Annotated in this window: 12 protein-coding genes; 8 read left to right on the top strand and 4 right to left on the bottom strand. The window is 60.2% G+C overall.

Features of this window, described 5'->3' with window-relative positions; all coding sequences use genetic code 11:
• Position 1: 1 nt before the first annotated feature.
• Positions 2 to 2,296: a phosphoribosylformylglycinamidine synthase subunit PurL gene (gene purL, locus NW822_RS01780; RefSeq protein WP_414403312.1), complete on the top strand. Its 2,295-nt coding sequence runs from the start codon at positions 2 to 4 to the stop codon at positions 2,294 to 2,296.
• A 16-nt stretch (positions 2,297 to 2,312) separates the two neighbouring features.
• Here purL and trxB read toward each other — a convergent pair whose 3' ends face one another.
• Positions 2,313 to 3,725 carry a thioredoxin-disulfide reductase gene (gene trxB / locus NW822_RS01785; protein ID WP_414403313.1) on the bottom strand — a complete coding sequence of 471 codons (1,413 nt, stop codon included), beginning with the start codon at positions 3,723 to 3,725 and terminating at the stop codon, positions 2,313 to 2,315.
• A gap of 381 nt (positions 3,726 to 4,106) precedes the next feature.
• On the opposite strand from trxB, the gene glnA reads away from it, so the two are divergent.
• The 4 genes from glnA to NW822_RS01805 all read left to right on the top strand — a co-directional run bounded on the left by glnA (position 4,107) and on the right by NW822_RS01805 (position 9,471).
• Positions 4,107 to 5,531 (top strand): type I glutamate--ammonia ligase, encoded by a 1,425-nt coding sequence (glnA, locus tag NW822_RS01790; protein ID WP_414361996.1) that lies wholly within the window; start codon positions 4,107 to 4,109, stop codon positions 5,529 to 5,531.
• 127 nt (positions 5,532 to 5,658) lie between these two features.
• Entirely contained in the window at positions 5,659 to 6,327 is a 669-nt protein-coding gene (locus tag NW822_RS01795; protein WP_414403314.1) for a hypothetical protein, read from the top strand.
• A gap of 66 nt (positions 6,328 to 6,393) precedes the next feature.
• Positions 6,394 to 7,122, top strand: coding sequence for an SDR family oxidoreductase (locus NW822_RS01800; protein WP_414361992.1), 729 nt, complete (start codon positions 6,394 to 6,396; stop codon positions 7,120 to 7,122).
• Between the two features lie 321 nt (positions 7,123 to 7,443).
• Positions 7,444 to 9,471, top strand: a complete 2,028-nt coding sequence (locus NW822_RS01805; RefSeq protein ID WP_414403315.1) for a cation:proton antiporter — start codon at positions 7,444 to 7,446, stop codon at positions 9,469 to 9,471.
• Between the two features lie 37 nt (positions 9,472 to 9,508).
• Here the strand turns inward: NW822_RS01805 and recR are convergent, their stop codons facing one another.
• On the bottom strand, positions 9,509 to 10,108 hold the full coding sequence (gene recR / locus NW822_RS01810) for a recombination mediator RecR (protein WP_414403316.1): 600 nt from the start codon (positions 10,106 to 10,108) through the stop codon (positions 9,509 to 9,511).
• Between the two features lie 21 nt (positions 10,109 to 10,129).
• The gene (locus NW822_RS01815) at positions 10,130 to 10,465 is read right to left on the bottom strand and encodes a YbaB/EbfC family nucleoid-associated protein (protein ID WP_414403317.1); all 336 of its coding nucleotides are present in this window, start codon (positions 10,463 to 10,465) and stop codon (positions 10,130 to 10,132) included.
• A 197-nt stretch (positions 10,466 to 10,662) separates the two neighbouring features.
• On the opposite strand from NW822_RS01815, the gene pyrE reads away from it, so the two are divergent.
• Together pyrE and malQ are read left to right on the top strand one after the other, a co-directional pair.
• Positions 10,663 to 11,277 carry an orotate phosphoribosyltransferase gene (gene pyrE / locus NW822_RS01820; protein ID WP_414403318.1) on the top strand — a complete coding sequence of 205 codons (615 nt, stop codon included), beginning with the start codon at positions 10,663 to 10,665 and terminating at the stop codon, positions 11,275 to 11,277.
• A gap of 77 nt (positions 11,278 to 11,354) precedes the next feature.
• Positions 11,355 to 12,926 (top strand): 4-alpha-glucanotransferase, encoded by a 1,572-nt coding sequence (malQ, locus tag NW822_RS01825; RefSeq protein ID WP_414403370.1) that lies wholly within the window; start codon positions 11,355 to 11,357, stop codon positions 12,924 to 12,926.
• 30 nt (positions 12,927 to 12,956) lie between these two features.
• Here malQ and thrS read toward each other — a convergent pair whose 3' ends face one another.
• Entirely contained in the window at positions 12,957 to 14,768 is a 1,812-nt protein-coding gene (thrS, locus tag NW822_RS01830; protein WP_414403319.1) for a threonine--tRNA ligase, read from the bottom strand.
• A gap of 162 nt (positions 14,769 to 14,930) precedes the next feature.
• Between thrS and NW822_RS01835 the strand changes: the two genes are divergently transcribed.
• The gene (locus NW822_RS01835) at positions 14,931 to 16,637 is read left to right on the top strand and encodes an HD domain-containing protein (protein WP_414403320.1); all 1,707 of its coding nucleotides are present in this window, start codon (positions 14,931 to 14,933) and stop codon (positions 16,635 to 16,637) included.
• Positions 16,638 to 17,014 lie beyond the last annotated feature (377 nt).

Raw genomic sequence — 17,014 nt, forward strand, 5'->3', positions numbered from 1 at the left:
TATGCCCCCTACTCCTGAAGAGCTGACGCTCCACGGCCTCTCCCCCCAGGAATATCACCAGATCCAGCAGCAACTGGGCCGGGATCCCAACCCCACCGAGCTGGCCATGTTTGGGGTGATGTGGTCGGAGCACTGCTGCTACAAGAACTCTCGCCCTCTGCTGAAAAACTTTCCCACCACAGGCGAGCGGGTGGTGGTGGGGCCGGGGGAAAATGCCGGCGTCGTGGATTTGGGGGATGGGGACTGGCTGGCCTTTAAGATTGAATCCCACAACCATCCTTCAGCGGTTGAGCCCTTCCAGGGAGCGGCCACCGGCGTGGGAGGCATCCTGCGCGATATCTTTACCCTGGGCGCCCGTCCCATTGCCCTGCTCAACTCCCTGCGCTTTGGGCCGCTGACGGATCCCCGCAACCGCCGCCTCATGGCCAGGGTGGTGGAGGGGATCGCCCACTACGGCAACTGCGTGGGGGTGCCCACGGTGGGGGGGGAAGTGGCCGTGGATCCCTGCTACAGTGGCAACCCCCTGGTCAACGTCATGGCTCTGGGGCTGCTGGAGACGCCGGCGGTGGTGAAATCGGCAGCTCGGGGGGTGGGGAATCCGGTCTTGTACGTGGGCGCCCCTACGGGGCGGGACGGGATCCGCGGGGCCAGCTTTGCCAGCGCCGAGCTCAAGGAGGACTCCCAGCAGGATCGGCCGGCGGTGCAGGTGGGGGATCCCTTTCTGGGCAAATGTCTCATCGAGGCCTGCCTGGAGGCCTTTGCCACGGGAGCCGTGGTGGCCGCCCAGGACATGGGAGCGGCCGGGATCACCTGCTCCACGGCGGAGATGGCCGCCAAAGGCGGCGTAGGGATCCGCTTTGATCTCGACCGGGTGCCGGCGCGGGAAAGCGGCATGGCCGCCTGGGAGTACCTGCTTTCGGAGTCCCAGGAGCGGATGCTGCTGGTGGTGCAAAAAGGTCGCGAGGCGGAGGTGATGGAGATCTTCCACCGCTGGGGCCTGCAGGCCAGCGTGGCCGGAGAAGTCATTGCCGAGCCGCTGGTGGAGATCTGGCACCGCGGATCCTGCGTGGTGCAAGTGCCGGCGCGGGCCTTGGCCGAAGAGACCCCCGTCTACGTCCGCCCGCTGCTGCCAGAGCCACCGGAGTACGTCCAGGCAGCGTGGCAGTGGGATCCCGCCACCCTACCCCCTTGCAGTCGCGAAGGGATCCACCTCGATCAGGCGACCCTGACGTGGCAAGAGGTGCTGCTGCGGCTTTTGGCCCGCCCCACCCTGGCCAGCAAAGCCTGGATCTATCGCCAATATGACCACCAGGTGCAAAACAACACTGTCCTTTGGCCGGGGCAGGGAGATGCAGCGGTTATCCGCATCCGCTCGCAAAAGTTTGGCGTGGGCGAGGTGCCCCCCCTGCAGGCTGCCCGCAAGGCCATTGCTGCCACCCTCGATGGCAATGGCCGCTGGGTATATTTGGATCCCTACGAGGGGGCCAAAGCCGCGGTGGCCGAAGCCGCCCGCAACCTCTCCTGCGTGGGGGCGGAGCCCTTGGCTGTAACCGACAACCTCAACTTCGGCAACCCGGAAAACCCCGTGGTGTACTGGCAGTTGGCCCTGGCCTGTCGGGGGATTGGGGAGGCCTGCCGTGCCCTAGGGACACCGGTAACAGGGGGGAACGTTTCCCTCTACAACGAGAAGGGATCCCAGGCCATCTACCCGACCCCCGTTATCGGCATGGTCGGTCTCCTTCCAGACTTGAAGTTGGTCTGTGGCCAGGGGTGGCAGCAGGAAGGGGATCTCATCTACCTCTTGGGAGCCCAGGCTGTTACCAGTCTGGGCGGCAGCGAGTATTTGGCGGCAATCTACAACACGGTCACAGGTCGGCCTGCCCCCGTGGATCTGGAACTGGAAAAGCGCGTGCAAAGGGCCTGCCGCCACGGCATCCGGCAGGGGTGGGTGCGCTCCGCCCACGACTGCAGCGAGGGAGGACTGGCCGTGGCTCTGGCGGAAGCCTGCCTCAGCGGGGGCCGCGGCGCCAGCGTCTCTCTGGCTCCCGGATCCCTGCGCTGGGATCAGGCCCTGTTTGGCGAGGGATCCAGCCGCATCCTCGTTTCTGTCGCTCCAGCCCAGCGCTCTCCTTGGGAAGCCTACATAGAGTCCCAGCTCCCCGGCCAGTGGCAACTGCTAGGACAGGTGGGATCCCCTGCCGATCCTTTGCTCTTGACAACTGCAGAAGGGGATCCCCTGTTGTCGGTTTCTTTAGCAGCCCTGCAGGTTGCCTACCACAGCGCCTTTGCCGACTAGCCGGATCTAGACTCCCTCATTTTGGTTCAGACAAATTGGCCTGGATCACCTCCCGATAGTAGGATTTGGGCTTAACGCCCACCACCTGCGCCACCAGCTCCTTGTTTTTAAAAAACTGCACCGTCGGCGTGCAGGTGACCCCGCCGGCTTCAGCAATCTCCGGATCCTTCTCGATGTCGATCTCCACCACGTGCAGCTTGTCGGCAAACTCTTCGATGACTTTGTTCAAGATCGGCCTGAGGGCATGACAAGGGGCACAGGTGGGAGCGGTGTACTTGACCATCAGCAGGCGATCGCTTTCGTGGTAGAGCCGCCGCAGGGCATAGCTCCCTTCATGGCAGGTCTTACTGAAATCCAGATCCTCGTGGCCGTTCTCCGCCACCGCAGCTTCCCCGGGCAACTCCGCCTCGGGAGGAGCCGTGGCAGGGCTGGGCTCAGGATGGCTCTGAGGGACGACGTGATACTCTTGGGCTAAGCCGTGTTCCGAGAGCCAGCGCTCCGCCAGCATGGCCGCCATACAGCCGCTGCCCGCCGCGGTGATGGCCTGGCGAAACTCGTGATCCTGCACATCCCCAGCGGCAAATACCCCCTCTACGCTGGTGGCTACCGATCCGGGGCGGGTGACAATATAGCCCACTTCATCCAGTTCCAGTTGCCCTTTGAACAGGTCGGTGTTGGGTTTGTGGCCGATGGCGTAAAATACCCCCCCTACTGCCATCTCCCGGATCTCGCCCGTCTGGTTGTTGCGCACCTTCACCCCCGTCAGGCGCTGGCCGTCACCCAGGACTTCCACCGCCTCCGTGTACCAGTGCACGGTAATCTTGGGGTGGTTGAGGACTCGGTCTTGCATGGCCTTGCTGGCCCGCATTTTGCCACTGCGCACCAGCATGTGGACATGGGATCCAAACTTGGTCAAATAGGTAGCTTCCTCGCAGGCGGTGTCGCCGCCGCCAATGACCACCAGCTCCACCCCCCTGAACATGGGCATGGCCCCATCGCAGACAGCACAGGCGGACATGCCGCGGTTCCAGTAGATCTCCTCTCCGGGCAGGTGTAGGCGCTTGGCCGTGGCCCCGGTGGCGATGATTAGGCTGTGGGTGCGCACTTCTCGCTCATCAGAGCGGACCACGAAAGGCCGCTGGCTGAGATCCACAAAGGTAACATCCTCGGGGTAGAGCTTTGCCCCCCACCGCTGCGCTTGAGCGCGCATGTTTTTCATCAGCTGGGGGCCGCTGATGCCCTCGGGAAAGCCCGGAAAGTTTTCCACCTCGGTGGTGGTCATCAGTTGCCCACCCGGGATCCCCCCCATCTGAAACCCCTCGAACACAACTGGCTTCAGCTTGGCCCGGCCGGCATAGATGGCCGCGGTCAAGCCAGCGGGCCCAGAGCCAATAATGACCACATTCTCAACCTGACTTTGCTCCGTCATCCTCTCTCTCCCCTTCTGCAGCTCTCTAAGTCAAACTCATAATGACTACGCTTTAGCCTAACACGACTCCGCAACCTCAGCGAGGTTGGGGCTCCCAGTCCTATTTTCGCTCTCGGCCAGGGCATTGGCCTGTCCAGGAACACCGGTGTAGCTTGCCAGTTGGCCTAGGCCTCTTCCCCTTGCAAGTAGCCTTACCGCAGGGGTTCCATTTAGTGGAGAGAAGGCCGGAGGCAGGCCAGTTTCGTATCAGAAAATACAAAAAACTGGTGTCGGCCTTTCTAGGATGGGTGAGCGCTTTTGGCCTGTCTGGGTCAAAGCATGGGGATCATCGGCTGGGATCCCACCCCTAGTCTCAACGGCAACCCAAGTTAGGAGAGAGCGATGGCATCCACCCCCCAAGAAGTGCTCCAGATGATCCAGGACAACAATGTCCAGATGGTGGATCTCAAGTTTGTGGATCTCTTTGGCACCTGGCAGCATATCTCCGTCCACTCTTCGATGCTGACGGAAGAAGTTTTTAGCGAAGGGCTGCCTTTTGATGGATCCAGCATCCGAGGCTGGAAATCCATCAACGAGTCGGACATGTACATGGTGCCGGATCCCAAAACAGCCTGGATCGACCCGTTTTTTCAAGTGCCCACCCTCAGCCTTATCTGTAACATTATTGAACCGCGCACCGGCCAGCCCTACAGCCGTTGTCCGCGGAGCCTAGCAGCGCGGGCTGTGGCCTATCTGCAGTCTACCGGCATTGCCGATACGGCTTACTTCGGGCCTGAAGCAGAGTTTTTCATCTTTGAAGATGTACGGTTTGACCAGACCCAAAACGCCGGCTACTACTTTGTCGATTCCATCGAGGGCCGCTGGAACTCGGGCCGGGAGGAAAAAGGGGGCAACCTGGGCTACAAGCCGCGCTACAAAGAGGGCTATTTCCCTGTGCCGCCCACCGATGCCCACCAGGATCTTCGTACCGAGATGCTGTTGACAATGGCCAAGCTGGGGGTGCCTATCGAGAAGCACCACCACGAGGTGGCCACTGGCGGGCAAGGGGAGCTGGGCTACCGCTTTGCCGATCTAATCACGGCTGCCGACTACATGATGATTTACAAGTACGTGATCCGGAACGTGGCCCGCAAGCACGGCAAGACGGTGACGTTCATGCCCAAGCCCCTCTTCAATGACAACGGCAGCGGCATGCACACGCACCAGTCCCTCTGGAAAGACGGCCAGCCCTTGTTTTACCAAGAAGGCAACTACGCCGATCTCAGCGAAACGGCTCTCTACTACATTGGCGGCCTGCTCAAGCATGCCCCAGCCATCCTAGCCTTTACCAACCCCACCACCAACTCCTACAAGCGCCTAGTGCCTGGGTTTGAGGCGCCGGTCAACTTGGCCTACTCGCAGGGCAACCGCTCCGCAGCCATTCGCATTCCAGTTACAGGCAAAAATCCCAAGGCCAAGCGGCTGGAGTTCCGCTGCCCCGATGCCACCTGCAACCCCTACATTGCCTTCTCGGCCATGTTGATGGCGGGGCTGGACGGGATCAAGAACAAGATCCATCCCGGCGAGCCCCTTGACAAAGATATCTACGATCTGGAGCCGGACGAGCTGGCCAAGATCCCCTCCACGCCCGGATCCCTGCTGGATGCTTTGGAAAACCTGCAGAAGGATCACGACTTCCTACTGGAGGGAGGTGTCTTTACTGAGGATCTCATCGAAACCTACATCGAGTACAAGATTGACAACGAGATCAACCCCATCAACCTGCGGCCTCACCCCTACGAGTTCGCGCTCTATTTCGACGCCTGATCGAGGTTCTCATTTGAAGCATTAGTTCTTGGCCACGGCTTTTGAACGGGATCCCTTCCTTTGCTGGAGGGATCCCTTTTTTTGGTATTCTGGGGCCGAAGTCTAGAGGTTGGAGGGAGGGTTTGGAATGGAATGGCTTATTTTTGGTCTGTTCTTGGTTTTTGTTATCGGCCTTCTGGCGCTTGCCGCCTATCTAGAGAAGAAGCGTCGGGAAGCTTTGGAGCAGGTGGCCAGGAGCCTGGGCATGTCGTTTTCAGCGGAGCTACCCGAAGGGATCCGCTCCCGCTTGCTTCAGGCAGGCTTTGAACTATTTGAACGAGGCTACGCTCGACGTTTCTACAACTCAATGTCCAAGCGGCTAATCGATGGAACTGAGATCGGTGCCTTTGACTATAAGTACACCCGCGGTAGCGGCAAGAGTCGCAGCACTCATCGCCAGTCTGTTTTCTGGGCCTATTGCGAAGATCTACGGCTACCTCATTTTCGGCTACATCCGAATATTCCCCTGTTTCATGACATTGCCAAAGCCTTTGGCATGCAAGATATCAACTTCGAGGGCCACCCTAAGTTTTCCCGCAGCTACCTTTTGCGCGGAGAAGATGAGGCCAAGATTCGCCTGCGCTTCCATCCTAGATTTCTTAGCTTCTTGGAGCAGCATCCTCCTTGTTGCGCTGAGGGATCCGGGCCGCAGCTTATTGTTTGGCGGGACGAGCAACGGGTGAGTCCAGAAAAAATGGCAGACTGGCTGCGCTTCGGGGAAGAATGGGTGCAACGACTGCGGCTGCGTCGCGTTTAACTCTCTGGATCGCCCCTCAAGGCCACTCCCTGGGTATGATGAGAGGAAGAGTTTAAAAAACGTAACGTGTCTTCCTCATTGTCCCAGGCAGTTGTTCTCATTACAGGGGCCACAGGGGGCATTGGCAGCGCCCTGGTGCCTATGTTGGCCCAGGCCGGAGCCCATCTGGTGCTGGCGGCACGGCGGGAGGATCCCTTGCGCGCGCTGGCAGAGAAAGCGGTGTCCCTGGGGGCTGCCTCCGGGCTGGGGATCCCTGCCGATGTGACGGACTATGCCCAGGTGGAGGCCCTTGTCAACCAAACCCTACAAAGGCACGGGCGGATCGACGTGTTGATCAACCTGGCAGGAGCCGGGATCCTCAAGCCTGCCCCGCAAATTACCCCTGCCGAGCTGGAGCGGATGCTGGCGGTTAACCTCAAGGGCAGCTTCTACACCAGCCAACTGGCAGCCAATGCCATGCGGGAGCAAAAATCCGGCCACATCCTCAACTTCCCCGGCATTTTGGGCCGTCACCCTATGGCCATGGCTGCAGCTTACTGTGCTGCCAAATTTGGCGTGGTCGGCTTTAGCAAATGCATGGCCGATGAGCTAAAGCGCTTTGGGGTGCGCTTTACCCTGTTTTACTTTGGCGGCATCGACTCACCCTTCTGGGATCCCATCAGCCTCAAGGTGCAAAGGGATAAAATGCTCAGCCCCACCACGGCTGCCGAGGCCATTCACTTTGTCCTCACGCTGCCCGCCAATGCCGTGCCCAATGAGGTGGTGCTGCAGCCGGAAAGCCATCAGTTTCTGTAACAGAGATCCTGGAGTCCCTCCACGAGCAGCCACGGGATGTCCCACCGCGTGGTTGTAGAGTACCCTACTTTCTTTCGCGGGGGTGTCTGGATCCTGGCCCTGACGCTGCAAGTCCAGGAGGGGCCCCCCAGTAGCTAAGGTTTGCTGAGAGCACCTTTAGGAGAGTCCCGAGAAGGGGTGGGATCCGTTGGCAAGCCCCTTCCTGGCCAGAGGAGGGTTGACCAAGCCGGGGGGCTGCTTGCGGCTATTTGGGCAGGTTGCTTCCATAATCAGGAAAGTGTCCACTCGAGGGCCTGGCCAATGGAGGCCATACGCTCACTTTTGCAAGAGGAGCCTATCCTCTCGTTTGTTCTACTGCTGGGGGTGATCCTAGTGGTGCCGCTGCTCTTTGAGCGGCTGCGCCTACCGGGGTTGGTGGGCCTTTTGGCGGCAGGGATCGCCCTAGGGCCGCAGGGACTGAACCTGCTGAGCTCAGAGCTGCCGACGGTGCAGTTGCTCTCGGATATTGGCGTGGTCTACCTGCTGTTTGTGGCCGGGCTGGAGATTGACCTGGAGCAATTTCGGCAGACCCGCAACCGCTCCGCCACCTTTGGCGTGTTGACCTTTGCCATCCCCCTAACTGTGGGCACTGCCATTGGGCGGCTATTTGGCTTTGGCTGGAATGCGGCCATTCTATTGGGATCCCTGTTTGCCTCCCACACCCCCCTGGGCTACCCCATCGTCAGCCGCTATGGCCTGGTGAGAAATGAGGCGGTGCTGGTCACCATTGGCGGCACCATCTTTACCGACATTGCCTCGCTGCTGGTCTTGGCAGTCTGTGTCGGCATCCACGGCGGTGAGTTTTCCCTCTGGAGCTTGGTGCGGCTGCTGGGATCCCTGCTGCTGTATGCGGCTGCGGTGCTGTTTGGGGTGGACTGGCTGGGGCAGCGGTTCTTTCGCGTAACCGGCAGCGAAGAGGGCAACCAATTTTTGTTTGTGCTGCTGGCTCTGTTTGTGGCGGCTCTGGGGGCGCAGTGGATTGGGGTAGAGAAGATCATCGGCGCCTTCTTGGCGGGGCTAGCCGTGAACGATGTGCTGCGGGAGGGCTCTGTCAAAGAAAAGATTGTCTTTGTCGGCAGCATCTTGTTCATCCCCGTCTTCTTTGTGGATATAGGGCTGTTGCTTGATCTACGCGCCTTTCTGCAAACCCTCAGCTCCCTTTGGCTGATGCTGAGCATCTTGCTGGGGCTAAGCCTGAGCAAATACGCTGCCGCCCAACTCTGTCAGTGGCTCTACCACTACACCCCGGCGCAAAAGCTAATGATGTGGTCACTCTCCCTGCCCCAGGTAGCCGCCACCCTGGCGGCCGCTCTAGTGGGGTACCGCGTGGGGCTACTCAAGGCGGAGGTGCTCAACAGCGTGGTGGTGCTAATGCTGGTTACAGCCACGCTGGGTCCAATTTTGACCACTCGGGCGGCTACGCAGATGGCTAGGGAGGAGGAACAGAGCCGGCTTCCGTCTGGGGCAGGGGTCTCTGTAACGCCGCCTCCCCAGCCCTACGTGGTCGTGGTGCCCCTGGCCAATCCCGAAACCGAGGAAAACCTCCTGGAGATGGCCTGCCTCCTGGCCAAGCACGAGGGCGGGCGGGTGGTTCCCCTCACGGTGGCGACCGGCCACCTGCACATGGACTCCCCCTTGCTGCAGGACTCCTTGGAGCGCGGCGAGGATCTGCTGCGGCGGGCAGTGGAGTTTTGTCAGGCCTGGGGAGTAGAAGTTACCCCCCTCAGCCGCATTGACAGCCACGTTGCCCAAGGGATCAGCCACGCCAGCCGTGAGCAGAACGCCAGCCTCATTGTCATGGGCTGGAGCGATCCCACCCGCTTGCGGGCCCGCCTCTTCGGCAGTGTCATCAATAGTGTCCTCTGGGCCGCTCACTGCCCCGTTGCCGTGGCGCGCTTGCTCCAGCCCCCTCACAAGCTGCGGCGGATCCTGGTGGCGCTGGAAAACTTTCGCTCGCAGTCAGCCCAGGCGGTGCGCCTAGCCCAGATCTTGGCTGCCGCCAACCAGGGGGAGATCACCTTGCTCCACATCTGCCCAGGCGGTACCCCCGAAAGCGATCGCCAGTGGCTGGAGGCGCAGCTTTTGTCTCTGGCCCAACAGCCAGACGTGGGCTACCCCGTCCAGGTAAAGGTCTTGGCCAGCGACGATGTCGTCAAAAACCTCTTGCAAGAGGCGCAAGGGTTTGACCTGGTGGTGTTGCCCTTTTTTCGGCGGCGCCACCCCAGTGGGAGCCTCTCCTTTAGCGACACAACCACCCGCCTCCTGGAACGCCTCACCTGCTCTTTGCTCATGGTTGGGGAACCCCTCTAAGACCAGCGGCAGGTTAACCGTTCCCGCCAGCCTGCTGCTACAGCTCCTGCCGTGCCTCTAAGGCCCGGGCCAGGGTCACTTCATCGGCATACTCCAACTCGGATCCCATGGGCAGGCCGAAGGCTAGACGAGTCAGGCGCAGGTTGGGGGCAATCGGCCTAAGGTAATCTTTAACCACGTGCATAGTGACCTCCCCCTCCACACTGGGGCTGAGGGCAAAGATAAGCTCCTGGGGCTTTTCCCGAGCCACCCGTGCCACCAGTTCGCGGATGCGCAACTGCTCAGCCCCGATCCCGTTGATGGGCGAGATAAGGCCCCCCAACACGTGGTAGAGACCCTTAAACTCGCGCGTTCGCTCCACAGCAATGAGATCCCTGACATCGGCCACCACGCACCAGAGCAGGCGATCCCGCTGGGGCGAACGGCAGATCTCACAGGGATCCTCCGCCGACCAGTTGAAGCACAAAGAGCAGTGCTTAACGGTTTGTTTGGCTTCCAGCAGGGCTTGGGCCAGGGCCTCGACCTCGCCAGCGGGCCGGTTGAGCAAGTGCAAGGCCAGCCGCTGAGCTGTTTTGGAGCCAATTCCGGGCAGGCGCTGCAGCTCCTCGATGAGGCGAGCCAAAGGGCGAGTGTACATAGAAAGCCAGGCTGGCCAGTATCAGCCCAACCCCAACCCTGGCAGGCTGATATTCGCTGTCAGTTCCTCCATGCGCTTGCGCATCGTCTCAGCAGACTGGGTATAGGCATTCACCATTGCCGTGAGCAGCAAGTCCTCCACCACATCCACCGGCTCCTGGAGGACCTGGGGATCCAGGGACACCTTGAGGGGCTCCTGGTTGCCGTTGACCGTTACCTTCACCAACCCATTGCCAGCTTCGCCAACAATCTCCATTTCTTCTAGCTCTTTTTGTAGTCTTTGGGCGCCGTCGCGCACCTCTTGGGCTTTCTTGAGGGCTTCCTGAATTTTGCCAAAGGGTCCAAAGCCTCGTGTCATGGGATCCTCGTGGTTTAGAGACTCTGCTGTTCTACTCTACTCCTTTCCTTCCGTTGCTAAAAGACCTGCCCTCCCAAATTGGATTGGCCTTCTTCCTTGGGCTATCGTCTTCAGCTATTGTTGCAACGGGTGCAGCGGAAATTGTTGTCCTGCCTGGCACCCCACCCCTTGGGAGTAAACCCACTTGGAGCCCTGCCGTGTTGTTACTGGAGTGTTCCCCCTTAAAGCTCTCCCCAGCTGAGGCGCGGGAGAAATTGCTCTATTTGCTGGCGCAACTGGCCTACCGCGAGGGATCTTTTACTCTCACCTCTGGGCAGCAGAGCTCCTACTACATCAACTGCAAGCCCGTCACCCTCCACCCCCAGGGGGCCTACCTGGTGGGATCCTTGCTCCATCGGCTGTTGCCTCCCGAAACCGCCGCCGTTGCCGGGATGACCCTAGGGGCGGATCCCCTGGTGACGGCGGTGAGCTTGGCTTCCCTCTACGCCCAGCCCGCTAACCTAGCGGCCCTGATTGTCCGCAAAGAGCCCAAGGCGCACGGCACCCAGGCCTGGATCGAGGGGCCGGAACTGCCAGCTGGCAGTCGGGTCTGGATCTTGGAGGATGTCGTCACTACAGGTGGCTCCGCCCTCAAGGTCGTAGAGCGAGTACGCACAGCAGGCTACCGGGCAGAAGGGATCCTAGCCCTGGTGGATCGCCAGGAAGGGGCAGAAGCTCGCTTTCGCGAGAGGGGAATCCCCTTTCGCCGCCTGTTTACCCTCGAAGAGGTGCAGGCTTGCCACCGGGCTGTCTGCCAAGGTTGGAGAAGCTAGCTTGGAGGGACTTCCATCCAACTGCAAAAGTGACAGCATAGGCGGTGGAATACCCGGTTGGGCAAAAAGGCATAGCCATGCGCATGGGCAGACTCAGTGGCATCCTCCTCCATCCAACCTCTCTGCCGGGGCCATTTGGCATTGGCGATCTGGGGCCGTCGGCTTATCGGTTTGTGGATTTTTTGGTAGAAAGCGGCCAGAGCCTCTGGCAGGTGCTGCCTTTGGGACCCACTGGCTGGGGCAACTCCCCCTACATGAGCTTTTCCGCCATTGCCGGCAACCCCCTGCTGATTAGCCCGGAGCTGCTGGTGAAAGCCGGCTGGCTGGAGCCCAACAGCTGGCAGGAGCTGCCCCAATGGCCAGCCATTCAGGGGGGAAGGGCCGAGCGGGTGGACTACGAAACCGTGATCCCCTTCAAGCTGGGTCTGCTGCACCGCGCCTGGGCCACCTTCAAAGACAAGGCCAAGGCCGCCGACTGGGAAGCCTTTCAAGCCTACTGTGCTGCCGAGGCCGATTGGCTGCCGGACTACGCCCTGTTCATGGCCCTTAAAGAGGTATACGGCAACCAAGAGTGGACTCAATGGGATCCGGCTCTGGCCCAGCGGGATCCCCTTGCTCTCCAAGAGGCCCGCGACCGCTACGCCGAGGCTGTAACCCGCCAGATGTTCTGGCAGTATCTATTTGCCCAACAGTGGGGATCCCTAAGGGAGTATGCCCACCAGCATCAAGTGCAGCTTATTGGCGACGTACCCATCTACGTTGCTGCCGACAGTGCTGACGTCTGGGCCAGCCGGGAATTGTTTCAGCTCGATGAGCAAGGGCGGCCTCTGCGGGTAGCCGGCGTTCCTCCCGATTACTTTAGCCCCACTGGGCAGCGCTGGGGCAATCCCCTCTACAATTGGGAGGTGCTCAAGGCTCGCGGCTATAGCTGGTGGATCCGGCGCATCCAGGCCATCCTCAAACAGGTGGACTATGTGCGCATTGACCACTTTCGCGGCTTCGAAAGCTACTGGGCCATCCCTGCCGAGGCGGAAACAGCCGTAGAAGGGGAGTGGCAAAAGGGGCCGGGGGCTGATTTCTTTCGGGCGCTGGCCGAGAAGTTGGGGGAAGTTCCGCTCATTGCCGAAGATCTGGGAGAAATTACGCCGGAGGTGTTGCAATTGCGGGATCAATTTGGTCTGCCTGGCATGAAAGTCCTGCTGTTCGCCTTCGGCGCTGGCCCTGACAATCCCCACCTGCCCCACAACTACGAGCGCAACTTCGTCGTCTACACCGGCACCCACGACAACAACACTGTGGTGGGCTGGTTTCATGACCCAGAACGCCCGGAGTGGGAAAAACAAAACCTATTGCGCTACCTCGGCTGCCAGGGATCGGAGGGCATCCACTGGGATCTCATCCGCCTCGCCTTTGCCTCCGTGGCCAGTCTGGCCATCATTCCCCTGCAAGATGTGATGGGCCTGGGGGCAGAGGCGCGCATGAACTTCCCCGGCAGGGCCGAGAACAACTGGGCCTGGCGCTACCGCGAGGAGATGCTGCAACCAGAGCTGGCCCAGCGGCTGGCGGAGCTCAGTGTAACCTACGGGCGCATCTCGGCCCAAGACTTGGAGCAGCGGCGGGCGGCGCTGGCAGCCTCCAGCTCTAGCTAGTTCTCCAAGCAGCGACGGCGGGGACCCCACCTAGTCAAGGGCTTGCACCTTGGCTAGGAACTCTGCCACTGTCAGGGATCCCCAGTCTTGGCCGTGGCGCTGGCGCACGCTCACTGTGCCGGTTGCCTGTTCTTTTTCTCCCACAATGAGCATGAAGGGGATCCTGGCCTTCTCGGCGTTGCGGATCTTTTTGGGCAGGCGCTCGCTGTCGGCATCGATGTGGACGCGGATCCCCTGTTCCCGCAGCTGGTCCCGCACCTGGGTGGCATAGCCCAGGTACTGGTCGGAAACGGGCAAAATGCGCACCTGTTCTGGCGCTAGCCAGAAGGGAAAATCCCCCGCGTATTCTTCAATGAGGATTCCAATGAGCCGCTCCAGCGAGCCAAAGGGAGCGCGGTGGATCATCACCGGCCGCTGCCGGGAGCCGTCTTCGGCTACGTAGTACAAATCAAAGCGCTGCGGGTTTTGGTAGTCCACCTGCACTGTGCCCAACTGCCACTCCCGATCCAGCGCGTCGCGGAAGATGAAGTCCAGCTTCGGCCCGTAGAAAGCTGCCTCCCCGATCCCTTCAAAATAGGGCATCGACAACTTCTCCACCGCGCGGCGAATGGCGTTCTCGGCCATGTCCCACTCTTCCGGGGATCCCAAATATTTATCGGATTTGGGATCGCGGAAACTGAGGCGGGCGCGAAAATTCTTGAGTTTGAGCTTGTCGAAAACGACCAGAATGAGATCGACAACCTTGAGAAACTCTTCTTCCAACTGATCGGGCCGGACAAACAAATGGGCATCATCTACCGTGAAGCCGCGAACGCGGGTTAAGCCTCCCAGCTCTCCCGATTGTTCGTAGCGATAGACGGTGCCGAATTCGGCATAGCGCAGTGGTAAGTCGCGGTAGGAGCGCAGCTCCGATTTATAGATTTGGATGTGAAAAGGGCAGTTCATCGGCTTCATGACAAAGCCCTGCTCTGCCGCCCGTGCTTCCTCGCTTTCCGCCATCAGGGGAAACATGTCTTCCCGATACTTTTGCCAGTGGCCGGAGATCTTGAACAAATCCACACGGGCAATATGGGGTGTCACCACCGGCAGATAGCCCCGCTTGAGCTGCTCCTGCTTGAGAAAATCCTCCAGCACCCAGCGCAGGGTAGTTCCTTTGGGAGTCCAAAGGGGCAGGCCCGGCCCCACCTCGTCGGAAAAGATGAATAGGCCCAACTCCTTGCCCAGCTTGCGGTGATCCCGTCGCTTGGCCTCTTCCAGCCGCCGCTTGTATTCCTTCAGCTCCTCTGGCGTCTCCCAGGCAGTGCCGTAGATGCGCTGAAGCTGGGGCCTGCTTGCATCTCCTCGCCAATAGGCGCCAGCTACGCTGAGCAGGTCAAAAGCCTTGGGGTTGATCTCCTTAGTGTTTTCCACGTGGGGGCCGGCACAGAGATCCCACCACTCGTCCCCCAGATGATAAATAGTGATCGGCTCGCCTTCGGGGATGCTGTCTAGGATCTCCAACTTGTAAGGCTCGCCAAGGGCTTCGATGCGGCGTCTGGCTTCTTCCCGACTCACCTCCTCACGGATTACCGGCAAGCCCTTTTTGATGATGGCCTGCATCTCTTTTTTGATGCGCTCTAGATCTTCCGGGGTGAAGGGCTCGGGATGGTCAAAATCGTAGTAGAAGCCATAGTCCGTTGTTGGGCCGATGGTTACCTTTGCCTTGGGAAATAGCCTTTGCACCGCCATGGCCATCACATGGGAGGTGGTATGGCGAATGCGCTCCAGCTTGGGAGACTCCTGAGTACGCAGCAGCTTGAGAGTACTATTGGCCTGCTGAGGCGACGCGGCTGGTTGAGACATCGGAACCCGCTTTAACAACAAAGACTATTCGTACTCTTATCTTAGGCTGAGGCAAGGGCAGTCGAGATACTGCTGGGTTGAGAGGCCCCTCAAGCTTAGCCAAGAAAAAGGGGCAAAAGCGCGCGGTATTATTATTGAGGTGCTGCAACCCCTGCCTTTATCATGGTCTCCTCGCCCGCCAACCTTGTTGCACGCTCTGCTGCCTCTGAACCGCAACCGCTCTCCCTTTCTGGAGGTGCTCCCGTTATCGCCGCCATCGATGTGGGCAGCAACTCCCTACACATGGTGGTGGTGCGCATCAACCCCCACATCCCCAGCTTCACCATCATCTCCCGCGAAAAAGCCACCGTCCGCCTGGGAGAGTTTTGCAGCCAGACGGGCGCCCTGACGCCTGCAGCCATGGAACGGGCGCGGTTGGCTCTGGAGCGGTTTTGCCGCCTTGCCGAAAGCTTTCAGGTGCAGGACATTGTTGCGGTGGCTACTAGTGCCGTGCGCGAAGCCCCCAACGGGCTGGAATTTTTAAAGCGGATAGAACAGGAGCTGGGCCTGCGGGTGGAGTTGATCTCGGGCCAGGAGGAAGCCCGCCGCATCTACCTGGGGGTACTCTCGGCCATGGAGTTCCACAACCGGCTGCACGCGGTGGTGGATATCGGCGGCGGCTCCACCGAGCTGATTCTGGGCAACGGCCAAGAGCCCGAGTTCCTGCGCAGCATCAAGGTGGGAGCGGTGCGCCTGACCCAAGCGTTTTTGCACCACGATCCGCCTACTGCTGCCGAGTTGCAAGCCCTGCGGCAACACATCCGCGGCATGCTGGAAGCTCCCATCGAGCAGATGAGGCGCATCGTTGCAGCCTCACAGCAGCAGGGATCCCTGCCCTTGGTGGGCACCTCTGGCACCATCGAGTGCCTGGCCCAGTTGGATGCCCGCCGTCGCTTGGGTGCTGTCCCCACTCGCCTGCAGGGGTACAAGTTTAGCCTGGAAGCCCTGCGGGGCTATGTCAAAGAGCTGCGCTCTCTCACCGTAGCCGAACGGCAAAAGCTACCTGGTCTTGGGGAGAGGCGGGGAGAAATCATCCTAGCGGGGGCAGTCATCTTGGAGGAGGTGATGACCCTGCTGGGGGTGGAGAAGATCCAGTTTTGTGAGCGGGCCCTGCGGGAAGGGCTGATCGTAGATTGGATGATCAGCCAGGGGTTAATTGAAGATCGGCTGCGCTACCACAGCTCGGTGCGGCGGCGCAGCGTCCTCAAGCTGGCGGAAAAATACCAGGTGGAGATCCCCTACGCCGAGCGAGTGGCGGAGTTTGCCCTCAGCCTCTTCGATCAAACCCGCGGCATCCTGCACTCCTGGGGCTCTCGCGAGCGAGCCCTTCTCTGGGCGGCGGCCATGCTGCACAACTGCGGCCACTTCATTAGCCATGCCGCCCACCACAAACACTCCTACTACCTCATCCGCTACGGGGAACTCTTGGGCTTTAACGAGGAAGAGGTGGAGGTGATCGCCAACCTAGCCCGCTACCATCGCAAGTCCCCCCCCAAGAAGAAGCACGAGAACTTTCAGCGCCTTACCAACGAGCGGGATCGCCAAGTGGTCCTGGAACTGAGTCCCTTGTTGCGCATAGCCTGTGCTCTGGATCGCCGCCGCCTGCAGGCCATCCAGGCGGTGCACTGCCGTTTTCAGCTTTTGGGAGAGGGCCCCCGTTGCCTGGAGCTTATTTTGGAGCCCAAGCACCCCAACGATGACTGTGCTCTAGAGCTGTGGAGCTTGAACGAGAAGAAAAAAGTCTTCGAGCAACAGTTCAAACTGCAGGTTATCCCCAAGCTCTCTACCCAGCTGCAGCACAGCGCGGATCCCTTTGAGGCAGCCATCTAGCCAAAGAGCAGATGGTCATTTCCAACAAGACAAAGACACTTTGCTGCCCACCCAACTACCAAGCTGCTGCTGAATGCCAACAGCTGGCCAATCGGATTCTTGAGCTGCTGAGGGCAGGGGGGTGGATAAGCCCCCTCCCAAACTCGCAGCGCCAGGGCCGAGATCCCGCACCCCCGCGAAGATGGGGTAGGAGGGTCTCGGGTGTAACCACGCGGTGGGACCTGCTGGGGTTGCTCGTAGAGGGACAATTGAAGCGTTCCCAGAGCGTGGCGTAAGCCATTGAAGCCTGCCCTCTATGTGGAAGTAGGGTACAGAAAAGGGACAGTGTTCCCCCCCCTACTTCTGGGAATGTCTGGTTGGGCAGTAGCTCAGGTCAT

Origin of the sequence: Synechococcus sp. H70.2 (assembly GCF_047462275.1) — a bacterium.
Taxonomy (GTDB): domain Bacteria; phylum Cyanobacteriota; class Cyanobacteriia; order Thermostichales; family Thermostichaceae; genus Thermostichus.